The 20,894-nt window shown below is 62.6% G+C and carries 20 protein-coding genes; 18 read left to right on the top strand and 2 right to left on the bottom strand.

What is annotated here, in order from left to right:
* The first annotated feature begins 79 nt into the window (after nt 1-79).
* The 3 genes from tssH (at nt 80) to C2L65_RS29320 (ending at nt 4,293) form a co-directional block, all read left to right on the top strand.
* Nucleotides 80-2,857: a type VI secretion system ATPase TssH gene (gene tssH / locus C2L65_RS29330; protein ID WP_042304471.1), complete on the top strand. Its 2,778-nt coding sequence runs from the start codon at nt 80-82 to the stop codon at nt 2,855-2,857.
* A 26-nt stretch (nt 2,858-2,883) separates the two neighbouring features.
* Nucleotides 2,884-3,288 carry a type VI secretion system baseplate subunit TssE gene (gene tssE, locus C2L65_RS29325; RefSeq protein ID WP_174485016.1) on the top strand — a complete coding sequence of 135 codons (405 nt, stop codon included), beginning with the start codon at nt 2,884-2,886 and terminating at the stop codon, nt 3,286-3,288.
* Nucleotides 3,289-3,357: 69 nt separating this feature from the next.
* Nucleotides 3,358-4,293, top strand: a complete 936-nt coding sequence (locus tag C2L65_RS29320; RefSeq protein ID WP_042304473.1) for an IclR family transcriptional regulator — start codon at nt 3,358-3,360, stop codon at nt 4,291-4,293.
* Between the two features lie 108 nt (nt 4,294-4,401).
* Here C2L65_RS29320 and C2L65_RS29315 read toward each other — a convergent pair whose 3' ends face one another.
* Nucleotides 4,402-5,475, bottom strand: a complete 1,074-nt coding sequence (locus tag C2L65_RS29315) for a porin (RefSeq protein ID WP_042304474.1) — start codon at nt 5,473-5,475, stop codon at nt 4,402-4,404.
* Nucleotides 5,476-5,915: 440 nt separating this feature from the next.
* Here C2L65_RS29315 and C2L65_RS29310 point away from each other — a divergent pair, with 440 nt between their 5' ends.
* From C2L65_RS29310 to C2L65_RS29240, 15 genes are all read left to right on the top strand, one after another.
* Complete coding sequence (locus C2L65_RS29310) at nt 5,916-6,233, top strand: non-heme iron oxygenase ferredoxin subunit (RefSeq protein WP_007587796.1); 318 nt, start codon at nt 5,916-5,918, stop codon at nt 6,231-6,233.
* 1 nt (nt 6,234) lies between these two features.
* Entirely contained in the window at nt 6,235-6,546 is a 312-nt protein-coding gene (locus tag C2L65_RS29305) for a recombinase-like helix-turn-helix domain-containing protein (protein ID WP_042304475.1), read from the top strand.
* Between the two features lie 42 nt (nt 6,547-6,588).
* Nucleotides 6,589-7,677: an aromatic ring-hydroxylating oxygenase subunit alpha gene (locus C2L65_RS29300; protein WP_042304476.1), complete on the top strand. Its 1,089-nt coding sequence runs from the start codon at nt 6,589-6,591 to the stop codon at nt 7,675-7,677.
* Entirely contained in the window at nt 7,670-8,428 is a 759-nt protein-coding gene (locus C2L65_RS29295) for an SDR family oxidoreductase (protein WP_042304477.1), read from the top strand. Before C2L65_RS29300 ends, C2L65_RS29295 begins: the two co-directional genes overlap by 8 nt.
* Nucleotides 8,429-8,463: 35 nt before the next feature.
* Entirely contained in the window at nt 8,464-9,003 is a 540-nt protein-coding gene (locus C2L65_RS29290; protein ID WP_035999007.1) for a cupin domain-containing protein, read from the top strand.
* Nucleotides 9,004-9,034: 31 nt separating this feature from the next.
* The gene (locus C2L65_RS29285; protein ID WP_042304478.1) at nt 9,035-9,928 is read left to right on the top strand and encodes an alpha/beta fold hydrolase; all 894 of its coding nucleotides are present in this window, start codon (nt 9,035-9,037) and stop codon (nt 9,926-9,928) included.
* On the top strand, nt 9,925-10,785 hold the full coding sequence (locus tag C2L65_RS29280) for an IclR family transcriptional regulator (RefSeq protein ID WP_042304479.1): 861 nt from the start codon (nt 9,925-9,927) through the stop codon (nt 10,783-10,785). The genes C2L65_RS29285 and C2L65_RS29280 overlap by 4 nt, the downstream gene beginning before the upstream one ends.
* A complete protein-coding gene (locus C2L65_RS29275) occupies nt 10,785-11,591 on the top strand; it encodes an SDR family oxidoreductase (protein WP_042304480.1) in 807 nt (268 codons plus the stop codon). Before C2L65_RS29280 ends, C2L65_RS29275 begins: the two co-directional genes overlap by 1 nt.
* Nucleotides 11,584-13,242, top strand: coding sequence for a thiamine pyrophosphate-binding protein (locus tag C2L65_RS29270; protein WP_042304481.1), 1,659 nt, complete (start codon nt 11,584-11,586; stop codon nt 13,240-13,242). The genes C2L65_RS29275 and C2L65_RS29270 overlap by 8 nt, the downstream gene beginning before the upstream one ends.
* Nucleotides 13,235-14,065 carry an aspartate dehydrogenase gene (locus tag C2L65_RS29265; protein WP_042304482.1) on the top strand — a complete coding sequence of 277 codons (831 nt, stop codon included), beginning with the start codon at nt 13,235-13,237 and terminating at the stop codon, nt 14,063-14,065. Before C2L65_RS29270 ends, C2L65_RS29265 begins: the two co-directional genes overlap by 8 nt.
* A 26-nt stretch (nt 14,066-14,091) precedes the next feature.
* Nucleotides 14,092-15,588 (top strand): aldehyde dehydrogenase, encoded by a 1,497-nt coding sequence (locus C2L65_RS29260; RefSeq protein ID WP_042304483.1) that lies wholly within the window; start codon nt 14,092-14,094, stop codon nt 15,586-15,588.
* Between the two features lie 13 nt (nt 15,589-15,601).
* Nucleotides 15,602-16,567: a VOC family protein gene (locus C2L65_RS29255; RefSeq protein WP_042304484.1), complete on the top strand. Its 966-nt coding sequence runs from the start codon at nt 15,602-15,604 to the stop codon at nt 16,565-16,567.
* A complete protein-coding gene (locus tag C2L65_RS29250; protein ID WP_042304485.1) occupies nt 16,560-17,816 on the top strand; it encodes an NAD(P)/FAD-dependent oxidoreductase in 1,257 nt (418 codons plus the stop codon). The genes C2L65_RS29255 and C2L65_RS29250 overlap by 8 nt, the downstream gene beginning before the upstream one ends.
* 27 nt (nt 17,817-17,843) lie before the next feature.
* On the top strand, nt 17,844-19,247 hold the full coding sequence (locus C2L65_RS29245; RefSeq protein ID WP_042304486.1) for an MFS transporter: 1,404 nt from the start codon (nt 17,844-17,846) through the stop codon (nt 19,245-19,247).
* A 453-nt stretch (nt 19,248-19,700) separates the two neighbouring features.
* Nucleotides 19,701-20,021, top strand: coding sequence for a helix-turn-helix domain-containing protein (locus tag C2L65_RS29240; protein ID WP_042304487.1), 321 nt, complete (start codon nt 19,701-19,703; stop codon nt 20,019-20,021).
* A gap of 52 nt (nt 20,022-20,073) precedes the next feature.
* Here C2L65_RS29240 and C2L65_RS29235 read toward each other — a convergent pair whose 3' ends face one another.
* Nucleotides 20,074-20,823, bottom strand: a complete 750-nt coding sequence (locus C2L65_RS29235) for an SDR family oxidoreductase (RefSeq protein ID WP_042304515.1) — start codon at nt 20,821-20,823, stop codon at nt 20,074-20,076.
* Between the last annotated feature and the right edge of the window lie 71 nt (nt 20,824-20,894).

Raw genomic sequence — 20,894 nt, 5'->3', positions numbered from 1 at the left:
CTGGCAACACGCCTTGAGGGATCGTCATCGTATCCGGTCCGCTTGCGCGGACCGGCCTGTGCCCCGTCTTTCTTCCGCCATGATCGCCAGAGATTTCTCCCTGTTCCTGCGCCGCCTGAACGAGCATTGCGCACATGCCCTCGCCGACGCGGCGAGCCTGTGCGAAACCCGCGCCCATCGCGATATCGAGGTCGAGCATTGGCTCATCAAGCTGCTTGAACTCGGAGACGGCGACCTCGTGGCGCTCATGCGGCGCTATGAACTGGACACCGACGCAATCTGGAACGGCTTGCTGAGCGCGATCGATCGGCTTCCGCATGAGTTGCGCGGCAAGCCCGGGCTGTCGAACCGCCTTGGACAGTTGCTCGAAGCGGCGTGGATGCGCGCTTCGCTGGACTCGTCTGGAACGGGCAGCACCGTCATTCGCTCGGCGCATTTACTGGCCGCATTAGCCGATACGCCATCGTTGCTTCGCGCGCCGGATGCGTGGGCATTGCTGTCGGTATCGCCTGCGCAGATCGAGCGGCTGATGCCGGAATTTGACCGCATTTCGATCGAAGCGCCGCGCGGCGACACGAACGCGGCTGAACAATCGCAGGTCGAAGCAGCGCAGTCCGCGTCCGTATCCGGCAATGACCGCACGGCGCCGGCAGCCGTCTCCGGACATGGAAGCGCTCACGCATCCGGCCGCCAGCACTCGAACGACGCGCTTTCGCGCTTCACCATCGATATCACGCAGAAGGCGCGCGAAGGGCGCATCGACCCGGTGTTCGGCCGCGACGTGGAGATTCGCCAGATGGTCGATATTCTTGCGCGGCGGCGCAAGAACAATCCGATTCTGGTGGGCGACCCCGGTGTCGGCAAGACGGCGCTGGTGGAAGGCCTGTCGTTGAAAATTGCGCAAGGCGATGTCCCTCTGGCAATTCGCGACGTCAGCGTGCTGACGCTCGACCTGGGTCTGCTGCAGGCGGGCGCGGGCGTGAAGGGCGAATTCGAGCAGCGCCTGAAAAACGTCATCGAGGCCGTGCAGCAATCGCCTGTGCCCGTTCTGCTGTTCATCGACGAAGCCCACACGCTGATCGGAGCGGGCAATTCCGCAGGCGGCGCGGACGCTGCGAACCTGCTCAAGCCTGCACTCGCGCGCGGCGAGTTGCGTACGATCGCTGCGACTACATGGTCGGAGTACAAGCAGTATTTCGAGCGCGATGCCGCACTGGAGCGGCGCTTTCAGATGGTCAAGGTCTACGAGCCCGACGACGACAATGCGTGCCTGATGTTGCGTGGGTTGAAAGAGCGTTACGCGCAACATCATCGCGTGCATATCACCGACGCGGCCGTGGCGTCCGCCGTGAAGCTGTCGCGTCGATATCTGACGGGGCGCCAGTTGCCGGACAAGGCCGTCGATCTTCTCGATACGGCCGCCGCCCGCGTGCGCATGAGCTGCGAGGCGACGCCTTTGGCCATTTCCACGCGCGAGGCAGAGAAAGCGTCGCTCGAAGTCGAGCGCCATGCATTGATCGAGGATCAGGCGGCGGCATCCGCGGACGTTCGCGAGCGCGTGAACGCCATCGACAAGCGGCTTGACGAACTACGCGCCGGGTTGCACGAACTGGAATCCGCTTTCGCCGTGCAAAAGGAAGCGGCGGCGCGGGTCGTCGAATTGCGCGAGCAATGGCGGGCAACAGCTGACGAAGCAGCGCGCGGTACGCTGCAGCAGTCCATCCGCGAGGCCCATGCGGCACTGACACGGCACGGCGCCGAGTTGTTGGTTCACGCGGAAGTCGACGAAGCCGCGATCGCGTCCGTAATCGCCGACTGGACAGGCGTGCCCGTCGGCAGTCTGCTCGAAGACGAACTCGCGACGCTGGTCGAACTCGAAACGCGGCTTGCGCGCGTCGTCGTCGGTCAGGACGACGCGCTCGCCGCGCTTGGCAAGAGCCTGCGCACCGCGAAAGCGGGACTCAAGTCCGAGGAGGCGCCGCTTGGCGTATTCCTGCTGGTGGGGCCGTCGGGCGTCGGCAAGACGGAGACGGCGCGCGCGCTGGCCGATTTGATGTTCGGCGGCGAACGTGCGCTCATCACGATCAACCTTTCTGAGCACCAGGAAGCCCACACCGTATCGCAACTCAAAGGCTCGCCGCCTGGCTATGTCGGCTACGGCCAGGGCGGGGTGCTGACAGAAGCGGTGCGTCAGCGGCCGTACAGCGTGATCTTGCTGGATGAGGTCGAGAAAGCACATCGGGATGTATTGAACCTGTTCTATCAGGTGTTCGACCGTGGCTTCATGCGAGACGGCGAAGGGCGCATCATCGACTTCCGCAACACGGTGATTCTGATGACGTCGAATCTGGCCAGCGAGCAAATCGTGACCGCGATCGACCCGGCAAATGAAGCCGCGAGCGAAGTTTCGCAGGACGCTCCCGACCCTGTGCCTGTCAGTGACGCGCTGCTGATGGAGCGTGTTCGTCCCGTGCTGGTCGAGCACTTCCAACCGGCATTGCTCGCGCGGTTTCAATCGGTGATCTATCGGCCGCTTTCGGCTGCGGCGCTTGGGACCATCGTGCGCATGAAGCTCGATAAGGTCGCGCACCGGATCGAAAAGCGTTTCGAAGTCGCCTTGATCTGCGACGACACGCTGATCGATGAAATTGTCCGAGCCTGCCAGACGCCGGACTCAGGCGCACGAAATATCGACAGCTTGCTCGATCAACAGATTCTGCCCGTGCTGTCGCGTGAGTTGCTGGTGCGTTCGGCGAAAGGCAAGTTGCCGGCCTCGATACGGTTGTCGGTGAGCGAGACGGAAGGCGTGATCGTGGATTTCGAAGAAGCGTGGCTTCACGATGAGGCCGCCGCGTGACGGGAGGCGGCCCCGGACTTTTCGAAATGGTGACCGGGCACTTTGCGAACGGCGCGGCCGTCGACGAGTTCGACGCCCAGACACAGACGTTTCTGTCCGTGCAGGACAACATACATCGCATTCTGAACAGTCGCCGCGACGGACTCGTGCATCTGCCGGACTACGGTCTCGCGGATCTATCGGAGATCTACCGGCATTTGCCGGCGTCGGCGCACAAACTCCGCCGCGAGATCGAGCTGACGCTGCTCAAATATGAACCGCGTCTGGCACGCATCGATATCACGATCGACGAGACCGAGGCAGGCATGCTGCTGAGTTTCACGATGTCGTGCCATCTTCACAAGCAAGGGCTCGTGCGATTCGGCACGCACTTCACGCCGGACGGGCGTACCCGGCTGAAGATGTTGAACCGGGATATCGACCGGTATTGACTCTCGCCGCCCCACCCACCCCTTCGCGCTATCATCTCTATCTTCCACGGTTCAACGACACAGCCGGACATGGCAAGAGAAAACACGACAGGAGTGGGACACCGGGCTGCGGGAGCTCAGGCGGCGCGCGCATCGGCCGACGACGACACCGCGCGCAGCACGGAAATCGCGGAATCCACCGAAGAGGAAGCCGGCGGCGGCTCGACGTATCTCGTCCCCGGCCTCGAACGCGGCTTGCGCATTCTTGCCGAGTTCTCGGCGCGCGAACCCGTGCTCGGTGCGCCCGAGTTGTCCAAGCGCATCGGCATCCCGCGCACGACCACATTCCGTTTGCTGCAAACGCTCGAAGCACTCGGTTTTCTCGAACGCGCGAATGGCGACCGGCATTTTCGTCTCGGCGTCGCGGTGCTGCGCCTTGGCTTCGAGTATCTGAGTTCGCTGGAATTGACCGACTTCGGTACGCCGATCCTCGAACGGCTGCGCGATCAAACGGGTTTGAGCACGCATCTGCTGATACGCGACGAGCGCGACGTCGTGTTCGTCGCGAAGGCGCAGACGCATGATCCGATGTTCAGTTCGGTGAAGGTGCATGTCGGCACGCGGCTCCCCGCGCACGCGACTGTCCACGGCCAGGTGCTGATGGGCGATCTCTCGTTGATGCAGTTGCGCCAGCTTTATCCCGAGCAGCAACTCGAACGCTTCACCGACCGCACGCCCGCCACCGTCGACGAACTGTACGAACGAATCCGCGAAACGGCCGCGCAGGGCTATGCGATCAGCGAGGCATCGTTCGAGCGCGGCATATCCGTGGTCAGCGCGCCCGTGCGCGATCAGACAGGCAAGATCGTCGCAGCGATGACGACGACAGTGCCGCGTTCCGACATCGGTGACGATGATCGCGCGCCGCTCGTCGCGAAGGTGTGCGGCGCGGCGCTCGATCTGTCGGCGCGTCTGAACTATCGTCCGTCCGCCGACGATCCGACGCTCGCGCAAACGCGTCGCTAGAAGCGGCCTCGCTCTCGCGTCGCAATAGCGCGGCAAAAAACGGAAACAGGCGGCCTCGATGGGCCGCCTGTTTCATTTCGAGCCTTAAAAAAGGCCTCAAACCATCGCTCAGAACGAGTGATGAATACCCGTCAGCACGATCGCCTGATTGCGGCCGCCCGACACACCCGCCGTGAAGAACGCAGCGTTCGCATTGTCGTTTGCATGCTCGTAGAGCACGTTCACATAGACCTGCGTGCGCTTGGACAGCGCATAGATATCGCCGATTTCGAACTGCGTCCAGCGTCGGCCCGACAGCGTCGTCGTCGCGGCGCCGCCCGCGAGCGTGTTGGCCGGCGTGAACTGATAGTTCGCGCCCGCGTCCCAGCTCTGATACGTGTCCGAGAATCCGTTCGACTGCAACTTCACGCGTGTGTACAGCGCATGCACGAGCAGCTTGCCGAGCTGATACGACAGGCCCGCGCCCATGTTCTCGACCTTGTCGGCGGAGTAGGTTGCGGCCGGCACGCCCTGGAACGTGTTGATGCCCGTCGTGATGATCGAAGGCGTGCGGTTGTGCTCGTTCGAGTAGACAGCCGCCGCCTTGAATGGGCCGTTCGCATAGTTCACGCCGAAACTCATCGTCTTGCCCGTCGAGAAGTTCGTCGTATTGCCGAGGCCCATCATCGCGCCGACTGTGAAGCCCGCGTAGCTGACTGACTTGAACTTCACCGAGTTGTCGAACGGTACGACGCCCGTGTCAGCCAGTTCGTCGATGTTGCCGGGGTGGAAGGCAAACCAGCTTGCCGCGAGATACCCGGTGCTGAGCGGGCCGAGCATGTCGAAGTTGAACGGCGTCTGATGGCCGAGCGTGATCTGCCCGAACTGGTCGGAACTGATGCCCACGTAAGCCTGCCGGTTGAACAGCGTGCCCGCTTTCGCGAAGTTGCCGGTGTTCGTATAGAAGCCGTTTTCCAGCTGGAAGATCGTGTGCAGACCGCCGCCCAGGTCTTCGACGCCGCGCAGGCCCCAGCGGTCCGGCTGCATGTTGCCCTGTTCTTCCATCCACTTCGTATGCCCGCCGACGTTGCTCACGTAAGCAATGCCGGCATCGAGGCTGCCGTACAGCGTGACGCTGCTTTGCGCCCATGCCGTCGATGTCACCACAAGTCCTGCCACGCCGGCAGCAATGATGCGTTTCACCCTTGGTACTCCTGATCGTGTAGTCGAGAGCCGGACGTGCCGGTTTCTCTTCCTTTGCCTGTCATCTCTCTGGATGGCCTTCTGGTCGCCTGCTACGTTGGCTATCCGTTCCGTGTTCCACCTATGGGCATATGTATCGCCTATGGAAAGTATAGAGAGTCAATGGAGCGATCAAAAAAGTTTTTGCGACAGTGAAAACCCTCATTCATCAGATCACTTCAGATGCCGTACGCGCGCGCTCTTTATGCGCAGCAACCCATTGATTTGGCCCGGTTTACGGGCTTCTTACGTTGCAAAAAACCGCTGTTGGTGTTTTCCCTGGAAGCGCAGAATTTTTATTTTGTTCGTCCAAACATGTTTCTATAATGACCATACATAAACTGATGTTCCTTAGGTGGAACGTCAAACGGTCGGAACCGGTTGGTCGGAGAAGGTGAGAAATGAGTGAACAGTGGCTTTGCGCCGGACACGCCGGCGCGCTATCCGAAGACGCGCCCGTCGAGTTCAAGCTCGGCGACGGCAAGGAAATCGGCATCTACAAGGTGGGCGATGAGGTCTACGCGCTCGAGAACGTCTGCCCGCATGCGTATGCGCTGCTGACGCAAGGCTTCGTCGACGGCGACACGGTCGAATGTCCGTTGCACGAAGCTGTTTTTCATATCCCGACGGGCAAGTGTCTGAAAGAGCCGGGCGGCCGCGACCTGAAGGTGTACGCGGTGCGCCTCGCGGGTGAAGAAATCCAGATCAAGGTGGAATGAGATGAAAGAAGCCGTCGTGAACTTCAATCCTTTCCTGAAGCCGTGGCTCGCGCCGCAGCCGAACAACGTCGCCGGCAAGGGCGTGATCGAAAAGCCGGGCGAGACCGAGAACATGATCTGGCAGACGCGCAAGGCGGAGCCGACGCAATACGAAAACGACTTCGGCAACGCGCTGGAACAGGTGTTCGAAGCAGGTGCCGTCGAGTTGCATGAAGTGGTGGCGGGCCTGAACGGCGTCGGTTTCCGCACGCCGGAAGGCGCGCAGTGGAGCGAAGAGCGTCTCGCCGCGGAGCTGCGGCTGCTCGCGGAATAAGCGCCACGCGAACACTCGATCAAGCGAACACGGAGTTTCCCCATGACGTCCCTCAATACAACGAGCCCCGCAGCCGATCCGATTCAGGCTTATCTCGACCGCGGCATCAAGAACTACTGGTATCCCGTCTCGCCGAGCTGGCAGGTAGGCAATGCGCCCATCGGCCTCACGCGACTCAGCGAGCAGATCGTGCTGTGGCGCGATCAGGACGGCAAAGTCCACGCGCTCGAAGACCGCTGCCCGCATCGCGGCGCGCGCCTGTCGCTCGGCTGGAATCTCGGCAATCGCGTCGCGTGCTGGTATCACGGCATCGAAGTAGACGGCTCGGGCACCGTGCAGGCCGTGCCTGCCGTGTCGGCCTGTCCGCTCGAAGGACAGAAGTGCGTGAAGTCGTATCCCGTCGAGGAACATGCGGGCGCGATCTTCCTGTGGTTCGGCGACGACGCGCACAAGGAGCCGACGCCGCTCGCACTGCCCGAAGAACTGGTCGGCGCGGAGTACTCGCAGTTCCTGTGCGTATCGAACTGGAAGTGCAACTATCAATACGCGATCGACAACGTGATGGACCCGATGCACGGCGCATACCTGCACGCGACGTCGCATTCGATGGCCGAAGGCGACAAGCAGGCCGACATGCGCGTGCGTAAAACCGAGACTGGCCTCATGTTCGAGAAGGTCGGTCAGCGCGACGTGAATTTCGACTGGGTCGAACTCGGCGAAACGGGTTGCCTGTGGATGCGTCTCGCGATTCCCTATAAGAAGAAGTTCGGCCCTGGCGGCAGCTTCGGCATCGTCGGCTTTGCGGTGCCCGTCGATAACGACAACTGCCAGGTCTACTTCTGGCGCACTCGCAAGGTGAGCGGCTGGCAGCGCGACGCATGGCGCTTCCTGTATCGCAATCGTCTTGAAGGGCTGCACTGGGCGGTGCTCGAACAAGACCGCTATGTGCTCGAAAGCCTCGCGCCGAACGCGCGCGCTCACGAATTCCTCTATCAGCACGATGTCGGCATGACGCGCGTGCGCCGCATGCTGCGTCAACGCGCGCAACAGCATTTCGCGGACCTCGAAGCGCTCAACGCGAAGCAGGCAGAAGCGGGCGCGCAAGCGTCGACGGGGCACGCTCATGCGTGATGTCACGGTCTCCGGCCTGAGCGGACGGCGTGTCGTCGTGACAGGCGGCGCGCGTGGGCTTGGCGCAGCGTTCATCGAAGCGCTTGCCAAAGCAGACGCGCATGTCGTGTTCGGCGATGTGCTCGAAGCGGAAGGTCGCGCGCTCGCGGAGAAGCTCGGCGCGCACGCGCATTTCATTCCGCTCGATCTCGCGAGTCCCGACAGCATCGATGCGTTCGTCGCGCAGGCCGCGCAGAAGATGGGCGGTATCGACGCGCTGATCAACAACGCCGCCATCACCAACTCAGGCGGACGCTTCGCAGAAGAGCTGACCGCGCAAACGTGGGACGCCGTGATGAACGTCAACGTGCGCGGCACGTGGCTGATGTGTACGGCAGCGCTGCCGCATCTGCGCGACTCGAAGCGCGGCGCGATCGTGAATATCGCTTCGGACACGGCGATGTGGGGCGCGCCGAAGCTGCTCGCGTACGTTGCGAGCAAGGGCGCGGTCATCGCAATGACGCGTTCACTCGCACGCGAATTCGGCGCGCACGGCATCACGGTGAATGCGATCGCACCCGGCCTCACGGAAGTCGAAGCGACGGCCTACGTGCCACCCGAACGCCACGAGTACTACCTGAAAGGCCGCGCGTTGAACCGCGCGCAAGTGCCCGACGACGTAACGGGCCCCGTGCTTTTCCTGCTGACGGATGCCGCCCGCTTCGTGACGGGCCAGTTGCTGCCCGTGAACGGCGGCTTCGTGATGAATTGACCTTGCTCGAACCAGCAAACCACATGGAGAAAACAATGGCCGACGCCGATCTCGAACGCAAATCGTGGGATCAACCCGCCGACGCAAGTTTCGAACAATGGATGGACACGCGCGTCGCGCGGTTCGAAACGCGCCGCTACGACTGGGACGCGCTGAAGTTCCAGGCTGACTACGACCCGAAGTACCGCCGCGCGCAGATGCGCTATGTCGGCACGGGCGGCACGGGTGTCGCCAAAGACATGAACACGGTGCCCGCCGGCAACTTCACGTTTTCGACGATGGTGATTCCCGCCGGCAACATCGGGCCGAGCCACATTCATACCGACGTCGAAGAAATCTTCTTCGTGCTGCGCGGCAAGATGAAAGTGATCTGCGAGCGCGACGGCCAAACGTGGGAGGCCGTGCTCGGCGAACGCGATCTGATTTCGGTTCCGCCCGGCGTGTATCGCACGGAAATCAACATCGGCGAAGAAGATGCGCTGATGTGCGTGATGCTCGGTTCGTCGAAGCCGATCACGCCGACGTATCCGCCCGATTCGCCGCTCGCGAAGATCAAGCGCGATCTCGCGAAGTAAATCAACGCACATCACTCACGAACCGAAGCCCATGTCCGCAGCCTTGCCCGTCACCGCCGATCGAAACGCCACGCTGGAAACGCGCCTCTCGCACTTCCCGGCACAGCGGATCTCGATTGCGCCGCAACGCGCGATGGGTTATCGCGCAGCGGGCGCCGGCCATGCCGATGCGTTGCCGCTCGTGCTGTTGCACGGCATTGGATCGGGCGCGGCTTCGTGGGTGCAACAGTTCGAAACGCTCGGCACGACACGCCGCGTGTTCGCGTGGGACGCGCCGGGCTACGGCGAATCGACGCCAGTCGTGTCGGCATCGCCTGAAGCAAATGAATATGCGAGCGCGCTCAACGCATGGCTCGACGCGCTCGACATAGAACGTTGCGTACTGGTCGGTCATTCGCTCGGCGCGATCATCGCGGGTTCGTTCGCAGCGTCGCATGCGGAACGTGTTGCCGGTCTGTTGCTGATTTCGCCCGCAGCAGGCTACGGCGCGGCGTCCGAAGAAGTGCGCGCATCGAAACGCGACAGCCGCCTCGCGATGCTTGCCGAACTCGGCCCGCAAGGACTCGCGGAAAAACGCAGCGCCAACATGCTCTCGCCGCACGCCGACGACGCATCGCGCGAGTGGGTTCGCTGGAACATGTCGCGCATCCTGCCGAACGGTTACGCGCAGGCGACGCATCTGCTCGCCAACGCGGACCTCGCCAGCGATGTCGCGAAGATCAACGGCAGTATCGCCGTCGCGGTCGGCGCGGAAGACTCGATCACGCCGCCGTCGTCATGCGAGCGGATCGCACAGGCGGCGCGTACGCGTTTGCAGATCATCCCGCGCGCGGGTCACGCGGGCTATATCGAAGCGGGCAATGAATACACCGCGCTCATCGACGCATTCTGCCGCGCGAGCGACGGCCAATGGAGTAAAGCATGACCCCCGAATTGACGGGCACTGCGCCTGAAGCAGAAGACGACCGCAACGACGCGAACTACCGCGTGCCCGGTCTCGAACGTGGCTTGCGCATTCTCACGGAGTTTTCGCCGCGCGAGCCGGTGCTCGGCGCGCCCGAGTTGTCGAAGCGCCTCGGCATTCCCCGCACGACGGTGTTCCGTCTGCTGCAGACGCTCGAATCGCTCGGCTTTCTGGAGCGCGCGGATCGCGACCGCAACTATCGGCTGGGCGTCGCGGTGCTGCGCCTCGGCTTCGAATATCTCAGCTCGCTCGAACTCACCGATCTCGGCTTGCCGTTGATCGAAGGCTTGCGCGATGCAACGGGCCTGACCACGCACATCGTGATCCGCGATGGCCGCGACGTGGTGTTCGTCGCGAAGGCGCAGAGCCACGCGCCCGTGTTCAGCTCGGTGAAGGTGAACGTCGGCACGCGGCTACCCGCGCATGCGACGACGCATGGTCATGTGCTGATGGGCGATCTCTCGCTCGACGAACTGCGCGCGCTGTATCCGGAGAAGACGCTTGAACGTTTCACGAAACACACGCCCGCCACCGTCGACGAACTGTACGAGCGCGTGAAGGACGACGCGGTGCGCGGTTTCGCAATCAGCGAATCGTCCTTTGAAAACGGCATATCCGTGATCAGCGCGCCCGTGCGCAACGACACGGGCCGCATCGCCGCTGTCATCACCACGACGATTCCGCGTCCGCAGATCGACGCGACGCTGCTCGATGGCGGCCTGATCGACAAGGTGCGCAGCGCGGCGGAGCAACTGTCGCTGCGGCTGAACTATCGGCCGTCGGCGGAAAGCAGGTACATGAAGGCATTGGGGCTCTGATGATTCAAATCGATCTCACAGGACAGGTTGCAGTGGTGACGGGCGGCTCGTCCGGCATCGGCCTCGCAACGGCCGAACTCTTTCTGCGCGCGGGCGCATCGGTGGCGATCTGCGGTCGCGACGCCGATCGGCTCGCGAGCGCCGAAGCTTCGCTGCGCGCCCAGTTTCCGCAAGCGCAATTGCTCGCCGCGCGCTGCAACGTGCTTGATGCTAACGAAGTCACGAAGTTCGCAAACGCTGTACAGCAACGCTTCGGCCGCGTCGACATGCTTGTGAACAACGCAGGCCAGGGCCGCGTATCGACCTTCGCCGATACCAGCGACGAAGCGTGGCGCGAAGAACTGGACCTCAAGTACTTCAGTGTCATCCGACCGACCCGTGCGTTTCTGCCGATGCTCACGCAAGCCGCGCAGCAAGGCAACGGCTCGATCGTCTGCGTGAATTCGCTGCTCGCACTGCAGCCGGAGCCGCATATGGTCGCGACCTCGTCGGCGCGCGCGGGCGTGCAGAACCTGATCAAGTCGCTGGCCGTCGAACTCGCGCCGCAGCGCATTCGCGTGAACTCGATTCTGATCGGCATCGTCGAGTCGGGCCAATGGCGCCGCCGCTATCAGACGCAGGCAAAGCCGGGTCAAAGCTGGGAAGACTGGACCGGCGAACTCGCGCGCACGAAGAACATTCCGCTCGGCCGTTTCGGCCGTCCTGAAGAGGCCGCACAAGCGCTCTTTTATCTCGCTACACCCCTGTCGTCGTACACGACGGGAAGCCATATCGATGTTTCCGGAGGCGTTGCACGTCATGTCTAACAAAACCACCGTCGGCGAGCTGATCGCCGCTTTCCTCGAGCAATGCGGCGTCAAAACCGCATTCGGCGTGATCTCGATCCACAACATGCCGATCCTCGACGCGATCAACACGCGCGGCAACATTCGCTATGTCGGCGCGCGCGGCGAAGCGGGCGCGCTGAACATGGCCGATGGGCTGGCGCGCGTATCGGGCGGCCTCGGCGTCGCGTTCACGAGCACGGGCACGGCTGCGGGCAATGCAGCGGGCGCGATGGTCGAGGCGCTGACGGCAGGCACGGCGCTCGTGCATATCACCGGTCAGATCGAATCGACGTATCTGGATCAGGATCTCGCGTATATCCATGAAGCGCCCGATCAACTCGCGATGCTCTCGTCGATTTCGAAGGCCGCGTACCGCGTGCGCTCCGTCGAGACCGCACTGGCAACGATCCGCGAAGCCGTGCGCGTCGCGCAAACTGCGCCGAGCGGCCCTGTCAGTGTCGAGATTCCTATCGACATCCAGGCCGCCGAAATCGAATGGCCCGTCGACATGGCCGCCCCGCACGTCAGCACGCTGACGCACGACACGAAGCGCGTCGAGCAGCTCGCCGACGAACTCGCGAAAGCAAAGCGTCCGTTGCTGTGGCTCGGCGGAGGCACGCGTCATGCGCGTGCGCAGGTCGAGCGCCTCGTGAAGCTCGGCTTCGGCGTCGTGACCAGCGTGCAGGGCCGTGGCGTGCTGCCCGAAGATCATCCCGCGACGCTCGGCGCATTCAACGTGCAGCCGACCGTCGAGAAGTTCTACAAGACCTGCGATGCGCTGCTCGTAGTCGGCTCGCGTCTGCGCGGCAACGAGACGCTCAAGTACAAGCTTGCGCTGCCGCAACCGCTGTTCCGCGTCGACGCCGACGCACTCGCCGACAACCGTGGCTATCGCAACGAGCTGTTCGTTCATGGGGACGCAGTCGCCGTGCTCGATCAACTCGCGACGCTGCTCGAAGGCCGCATGAAGATCGACCCTGCATTTGCAGGCGATCTCGCAGCCACGCGCGAAGTGGCCGTCGCTGAAACGGGTAAGGGTCTGGGACCGTACAAGCGCCTCGTCGACGCGTTGCAACATGCGGTTGGCCGCGACTACAACTGGGTGCGCGACGTGACGATCTCGAACAGCACGTGGGGCAACCGCATGCTGAAGATCTTCCAGCCGCGCGCTGGCGTGCATGCGCTGGGCGGCGGCATCGGCCAGGGTATCCAGATGGCGATCGGCGCGGCGCTCGCGGATGCGGCGGCGAAGACCGTTTGCCTCGTCGGCGATGGCGGCCTGATGGTCAACGTCGGCGAACTGGTGACGGCTGTGCAGGAGAACGCGAACGTGATGATCGTGCTGATGAACGATCAATGCTATGGCGTGATCCGCAACATTCAGGACGCGCACTACGGCGGCCGCCGCTGCTACGTGCAGCTGCATCAACCCGATTTCGCGCAATTCTGCGCGAGCTTCGGTCTCACGCACTATCGCATTTCGTCGCTGGATCAAGCTGACGACATTATCCGCGAAGGCATCGCGAAGAAGGGGCCGGTGCTGGTCGAGGTGGACATGCTGTCGGTCGGTTCATTCGCCACGGCCTTCGCTGGCCCGCCCGTGCGCAAACAGGAGCCTGAACATGCCTAACGTTGCGGGCATCAATCATCACACGCCGCTCGACATCGCGATGATCGGCTTCGGCGCGATCGGTCAGACCGTGTATCACGCCGTTGCCGCCGATCCGCAAGTGCATGTGTCGCATGTGATCGTGCCCGAGCATCAGGCGAACGCCGTGCGCGAGCGGGTCGGACCGGATGTGGATGTGGTGTGGTCCGTCGATGCGTTGAAGTCGCGTCCGCAGTTCGCGCTCGAATGCGCGGGGCACGGCGCGCTGGTGAGCCACGTCGTGCCGCTGCTGAAGGCGGGCACGGATTGCGCGGTTGCTTCGATCGGCGCGCTGTCGGATCTGAGCCTGCTCGAAGCGCTGAACGCCGCCGCCGATGAAGGCCACGCAACCGTGACGCTTTTGTCGGGTGCAATCGGCGGTATCGATGCGCTGGCAGCCGCGAAGCTCGGCGGCCTCGACGAAGTGCAATACATCGGCCGCAAGCCGCCTACGGGCTGGCTCGGCACGCCCGCCGAGCAACTCTGCGATCTGCAAGCGCTGACTGAAGCACGCGTGATTTTTGAAGGCAGTGCGCGTGAAGCGGCCCGCCTGTATCCGAAGAACGCGAATGTCGCGGCGACCGTCGCGCTCGCGGGTCTCGGCCTCGATCAGACGATGGTGCGTCTGATCGCCGATCCCACTGTGACGCGCAACGTGCATCGCATCGTCGCGCGCGGCGCGTTCGGCGAGATGTCGCTCGAGATGAGTGGCAAGCCGCTGCCCGACAATCCGAAGACCTCTGCATTGACCGCGTTCAGCGCGATCCGCGCGCTGCGCAATCGCGCGGCCCGCTGCGTGATCTGAAGATCGATAGTCAAAGGAAGTACGACATGCCCCACACCGACATCATTTCGAGCCTCGTGCCTTCCGCCGACATCTTCGTCGGCGGCGAGTGGAAGCGCGGCCGCGGCGCACTGTACGCGAGCATCTATCCCGCCGACGGCTCGGTGAACACCGAAATCACGACGGCCGATGCCGATGACGCGCGCGAAGCCGTCGAAGCCGCCGACATCGCGTGGCGCAAGCCGAACTGGTCCGGTCTGAAGCCGCATCAGCGCGCGCTGATCCTGTATCGCATCGCCGATCTGATCATGGCGAAGCACGAAGCGCTCGCGCAGCTGCAACGCCGCGACAACGGCAAGCCGATTGGCGAGACGCGCGTGCTGGTTGCGAGCGCGGCGAACACGTTCCGCTACTTCGCGGCGTGCCTCGAAACGCTCGATGAAGACGTAACGCCTTCGCGCGGCGACTATCTGACGATGAGCGTACATGAGCCGATCGGCGTGATCGCGGCGATTACGCCGTGGAATTCGCCCATCGCTTCCGATGCGCAAAAGCTCGCGCCCGCCTTGGCTGCCGGCAATGCCGTCGTGTTGAAGCCCGCTGAAATAACGCCGCTCGTGTCGCTCGCGCTTGCACGCATCTGCGAGGAAGCGGGCGTGCCGAAGGGTGTGCTGAGCGTGCTGCCCGGCAAGGGCTCGGTGATCGGCGACGTGCTGGTGCGTCATCCGCTGGTGAGGAAAGTGTCGTTCACGGGTGGCACGGAAGTGGGACGCGGCATCGCGCGCATCGCAGCCGACAAGCTGATGCCCGTGTCGCTAGAACTGGGCGGCAAGTCGCCGACGATGGTCTTCGAAGACGCCGATCTCGATCATGCAGTGAACGGTGTGCTGTACGGCATCTTCAGTTCGTCGGGCGAAGCGTGCATTGCGGGTTCGCGTCTGTTCGTGCAGCGCTCGATTTATCCCGAGTTCATGAAGCGGCTGACCGCGAAAGCGCGTGAGTTGCGCGTCGGCGATCCCGCGAGCGAGAACACGCAGATGGGACCGCTGATTTCCGCGAAGCATCGCGAGTCGGTTGAGCGTTATGTGGCCCTCGGCCTCGAAGAAGGCGGACGTTTGCTGTGCGGCGGCGAGCGGCCTGTAGGCAACAACCGCGAGCAAGGTTTCTTCTATCAGCCGACGATTCTCGAAGGTCTGTCGAACAGCGCGCGTATCTGCCAGGAAGAAATCTTCGGCCCCGTGCTGGTCGCGATGCCTTTCGAAGACGAAGCATCGCTGCTGAAAGAAGCGAACGACAGCGTATTCGGTCTCGCCGCCGGCATCTGGACACGCGACTACAAGCGCGCATGGCGTGTCGCCCGTGCGCTCGAAGCGGGCACCGTATGGATCAACACGTACAAGCTGTTCTCGATTTCGACGCCCTTCTCAGGCTGGAAAGAAAGCGGCATGGGCCGCGAAAAAGGCCGCCTGGGCATTCGTGAATATATGCAGCAAAAGAGCCTCTACTGGGGCTTGAACGACGCCCCGCTGGCGTGGGCGAACTGAAGAGGCACGCAACATGAGCATTCTCGGCATTGAACAGATCACGTACGGTGTGACGGATCTTGAGACCTGTCGGCGCTTTTTCGCCGACTGGGGCATGAAGGAAACCGCGCACGACGAAACGCGCGCGCGCTTCGAAACGTTGAACGGCTGCACAGTACACGCGGTGATGGCGAACGATCCGTCGCTGCCGCCCGCATTCGAAGAAGGTCCGACGCTGCGTGAAGTGACGTGGGGCGTGGCCGCGCCCGCTGACCTCGACACATACCGCGAGAGCCTGAAGGGCACGCAAGGCTACTACTCGAACGATGAAGCCGTCGGGTGCATCGATCCGAACGGCATGGCGATCCGCATCGAAGTGACGCGCAAGCGCGCCGTCGATGTACACGGTTCGCCGTCGAACGTGTGGGGCCAGACGCTGCGTGTCGATACCCCGAGTCCCATCTATGAACGCGCGGAACCCGTCGAAGTGGGCCACGTCGTGTTCTTCACGAACTGCCTCGCGGAGCAGGAGAAGTTCTATCAGGAACGACTCGGCTTCGAAATGTCGGATCGTTATCCGGGCCGTGGCGCCTTCATGCGCTGCGCGCCGCACGGCGGCCATCACGACATCTTTCTGCTGCAACTGCCCACGGGAAAGCGCGGCCTGAACCACGTCGCGTTCACTGTGCGCGATATTCACGAAGTATTCGGCGGCGGCATGCACATCAGCCGTCGCGGCTGGGAAACGCAACTCGGGCCGGGGCGTCACCCCGTTTCGTCCGCGTACTTCTGGTACTTCCAGAATCCGGCGGGCGGCCTGATCGAGTACTACGCCGACGAAGATCAACTCACACCCGAATGGCAGCCGCGCGATTTCGAACCGGGTCCGACCGTGTTCGCCGAATGGGCGATCGACGGCGGCATCGACGGCAACACGCGCCGTCAGAAGAATGCGAAAGCGCCGGAAGGCAAATTCATGACGGAGCGCAAACATGACTGACGCTGCCATTTCAAACGTTGCGAGCAACGCGGACGTACCGCAAACGATCGTCGTGATCGGCGGGGGCCAGGCTGCGGGCTGGGTCGTGAAGACGCTGCGCAAGACGGGCTTCGAAGGCCGTCTGGTGATGATCGCGGATGAAATCCATCTGCCGTATGAGCGGCCGCCGCTGTCGAAAGCGGTGCTGTCGGGTGATGCCAATATCGACACGGTGCGCCTCTTCGCCACCGACGATTTCGCTTCGCTCAAGGTCGAAGCATGGCAGCCGGACGTTGCGACGCAGATCGATCGCGCGCAACGCATCGTGCGCACGCAATCGGGCCGCGAAGTGCAGTACGACCGCCTCGTGATCGCAACGGGCGGGGCGGCGCGCAAGCTGCCGGCGTCGTTGGTGAAGACGGATCACATCGCGTATCTGCGCACATTGGACGAAGCGTCGGCGCTCGGCGAGCGTTTGCGCGCAAGCAAGCATGTGCTCGTGATCGGCGGTGGATGGATCGGTCTCGAAGTCGCGGCGACAGCGCGCAAGCTCGGCGTGGCGGCGACGGTGGTGGAAGGCGCGCCGCGTCTGTGCGCGCGTTCGGTGCCGCCTGCTGTTTCGGACTTCCTGCTCGACTTGCATGGTTCGAATGGCGTCGACGTGCGTTTGTCCGCCGCGTTGACATCGCTCGACACGCATCCTGAAGACGCAAACAAAGTGCGCGCGACGCTCGCGGACGGCACATCCATCGATGCGGATTTCGCCGTGGCGGGCATCGGGCTCACACCGCATACATCGATTGCCGCAGCGGCAGGCTTGCCCGTGAACGACGGCATCGTCGTCGACGAACACGGCATGACGAACGACCCGCGCATCTTCGCTTGCGGCGACGTCGCGAATCATCCGAGCGCGTGGTTGAAGCGGCGCGTGCGCCTTGAATCATGGGCGAACGCGCAGAACCAGGCGATCGTCGTCGCGAAGGCCGCACTCGGCCAGTTCGAACCGTATGCGGAGATTCCTTGGTTCTGGTCGGATCAATACGACGTGAACCTGCAGATTCTCGGTGACATTCCCGCCGATGCCGAACTCGTCGTGCGCGGCGATGTCAGCGCGCGCCGCGCGACGCTCTTTCATGTCGCGGACGGTGGCGTGCGCGGCGTGATCGCGATCAACACGCCGCGCGACCTGAAGCTCGCGCGCAAATGGATGACCCAGGGGCGCACGGTCGACGTCGCGGCTCTGGCCGACGCCGACAAAGCGCTTGCCTAATCACAGTACGGGGCGGAGAAACGACGCATGAGCACTATCGACAATACGTTTGAGGCACACAGCAGCGCCGGTGTCTCCCATCCCGCGACGCGCGGCTCGATCATTGCGCGGCTCGAACGATTGCCCGCGAACGCGATGCTGGTGCGCGCGCGCATTCTGATCGGCCTCGCGACGTTCTTCGACGGCTTTGATGTCATCGCGATCGCCGCGACGCTGCCGATCCTGATCGGCAAATGGCATCTGACGCCGTGGGACGTGGGCCTGATGATCGGCGCGAGCTCGGTCGGCCAGCTGATTGGCGCGTTTCTGTTTCCGTGGTACGCGGAGCGTCACGGCCGCGTGAAGGCGATCGCGCTGAGTTCAGGTTTGATTGGCGTGACGAGTATTGCGTGCGGCTTCGCGCCGACGTTCGCGGTGTTCTTCGTGTTGCGCATCGTGCAGGGCATCGGTCTTGGCGGCGAGTTGCCCGTTGCCGCGACGTACATCAATGAAATCTGCCGCGCACATGGACGCGGGCGGTTCGTGCTGCTGTATGAGATCGTGTTCCCGGTCGGTCTGCTTGCTTCGAACGCGCTGGGCGCGTGGATCGTGCCGCGCTTTGGTTGGGAGGCGATGTACTTTATCGGCGGCATGCCGTTGATTCTGTTCTTCGTGCTGCGCAAGCTCGTACCCGAATCGCCGCGCTGGCTCGCTGAACGTGGCCGCATGAACGAAGCCGCCGATGCCGTGCATGCGTTCGAGCGTACTGCGAAAACCGCGCTGCCGCCGATGGAAGATCCCGCCGGTTTCGAAGCGATGGCTGCGCGTCACCCGAAGCGCAAGATGAGCGACCTGTTCGGCAAGGTGTACTGGAAGCGCTCGGCGGCTGTCGCGATGCTGTGGATGACGTGCGGCGTGATCCAGTATGGTCTGTCGACGTGGCTGCCGACGATTTATCGCACCGTTTATCACGCGCCGTTGCAACTCGCGCTGAATCTGGCTGTCGCCGCATCCGTGCTCGGCGTGCTTGGCTCTCTGCTGTGCGCGATGTTGGTCGATAAGGTTGGACGTAAGCCGATCATCAACTGGTCGTTCATGTTGTGCGCGTTGTCGCTGGTGTTGGCGGGCGTGTTCCATGACGCTTCCGTTTATGTGGTCGCGACGTGCTGTGCGTTCGCGCTCGGCTGGCTGGCGTGTGGGTTCATCACGGCTTATGTGTACACGCCTGAGTTGTATCCGACGAGTATTCGCGCGTTTGGGTGCGGCGTCGGCGGCGCGTGGTTGAAGCTCGCCGCGATCTTTGCGCCGACGCTGGTGTCGAAGACGATGGTCGGCGGGAATCTCGATATGGCGTTTTATCTGCTGGCTGTCGTGCCGTTTTGTGCGGCGCTTGTTGTGAAGTTTCTGGGGATTGAGACGAAGGGGAAGGTGCTGGAGCAGCTGGAGGCTTAAGCTTCTCTTGATGGGTTGAAAGTCGGGCCACGATGCGCGGGTGATTGCGTGTCGTGGCCCGAGTTGTTTTGAGGTGAGGGTTTTCGGGAGTGAGGCGAGTGAGATGATTTTCACTCACCGCTCGGCCTGGTCCGACGCGATCGCTGAATGAAAAAACCCGGTTTTCCCCGAAATTCCGTACGTTTTGATGCGGTGACCAGATAGCAACTGGCTCCGCATGAACGTCGTGGTAATCGCAACTCGACTCAAAGGTGAGGGTTTTCGGGACTCATCATACGGGCCGCTTTTCAGTTTCGGTGACGCGCATTCACTCGAAAAATATACCACTAAGTGGTATATATTGTCGGTTCATGACTTGACCATAAGAAGACTCAAGCGCTGACGGAAACCGCTTGATTCGCCAATAAGACTGCGCTGCGACGTTGGAAGCGAAGGAACTAGTGGAGATCTGCAATGGCTAAGACACGTTACAGAAGCGATGCGTCGGAAGCTATTCATAGCGCTGCTTCCGGCTTGCATCGTGCGAATGTCATCGACAAGAAAACGATGCGCGAGTACGACGAACTCTGCATCGAAGAAGTACCGGAGTTCAATGCGAAAGATATTGCGCGTATCCGTAAGGGCGTAAACGTCAGCCAAAACGTGTTCGCGCTCTATCTCAACACGACGGTGTCGACGGTGCGGCAATGGGAGCAGGGCGACAAGAAGCCGAGCGGGATTGCCGCGCGTCTGCTCCAGCTCATTCAGAAGAATGGATTGGCCATTTTTGGGTAACGAGGGCGAAGCCGCCGTCGAATAGTTCTGCACGCAAGTCTGGGCAGAACCTTCACCCCTGCGGCAACTCCCTCACATCCGCCGTCGCCACCGCCCCAAACGTGTCGCTCAACACATAATCGACCAGCTTGCCCGCCGACTCTCCCGGTGTCGCCAGCTTCCCCTCGCGCTTCAGTTCTTCAAACTTCTCGCGCATCGGGAATTTCTCCAGGCCTGTCGAGCGAATCTCCGCCTGCATGTTCGTATCTACGACACCCGGCGCGACACTGCAAATGCGCAGCGCGCGGTTCTGGTCAAGCTCGACGGAGCGCGCATGATGATCGAGCGCGGCCTTCGTCGCGCAGTAAATACTCCAGCCCGAATACGGATGGCGCGCCGCGCCGCTGGAAATATGGACGATGCGCCGGTCGCTCGCGTCCGGGCTCGCCGTGGCGAACGCGCTCGCCAGCATCAACGGCGCCGACACGTTCAGCGTCACGGCTTGCGCAATCGCGGCAACGTCTTGCGCTTCGATGGGACCGATTGGCTGCACCATACCCGCATTGTTGAACAGCAACGCGGTTTGCGCGCCTTTCAGGAAGTTGCGCAACGTGTCGCCCGCGAGAAATTGCGTCAGGTTTTCGGCATCCGCCAGATCGACCGCGACCTGTTCGAAGCCCGCCTGATTTGCGAGTGCTTCATTGCGCGAGCGCGAAATGCCGAGCACGGCGATGCCTTGTGCAAGCAGCCGTTGTGCGAGCGCCTCGCCGAGACCGCGCGTATGACCCGTGACGATGGCGCGAACGGAAGTAGTAGCGTTCATGTCGATATGCCCGATATTCAATGAGACCGTTGACCAGCCCATCATTTTCTCACGCGCATTCGACGTGTGCA

Origin of the sequence: Paraburkholderia terrae (assembly GCF_002902925.1) — a bacterium.
GTDB classification, from domain to species: Bacteria; Pseudomonadota; Gammaproteobacteria; order Burkholderiales; family Burkholderiaceae; genus Paraburkholderia; species Paraburkholderia terrae.
The sequence above is the reverse complement of the archived record's forward strand: the minus strand, read 5'-3'. Positions and strand labels throughout refer to the sequence as shown.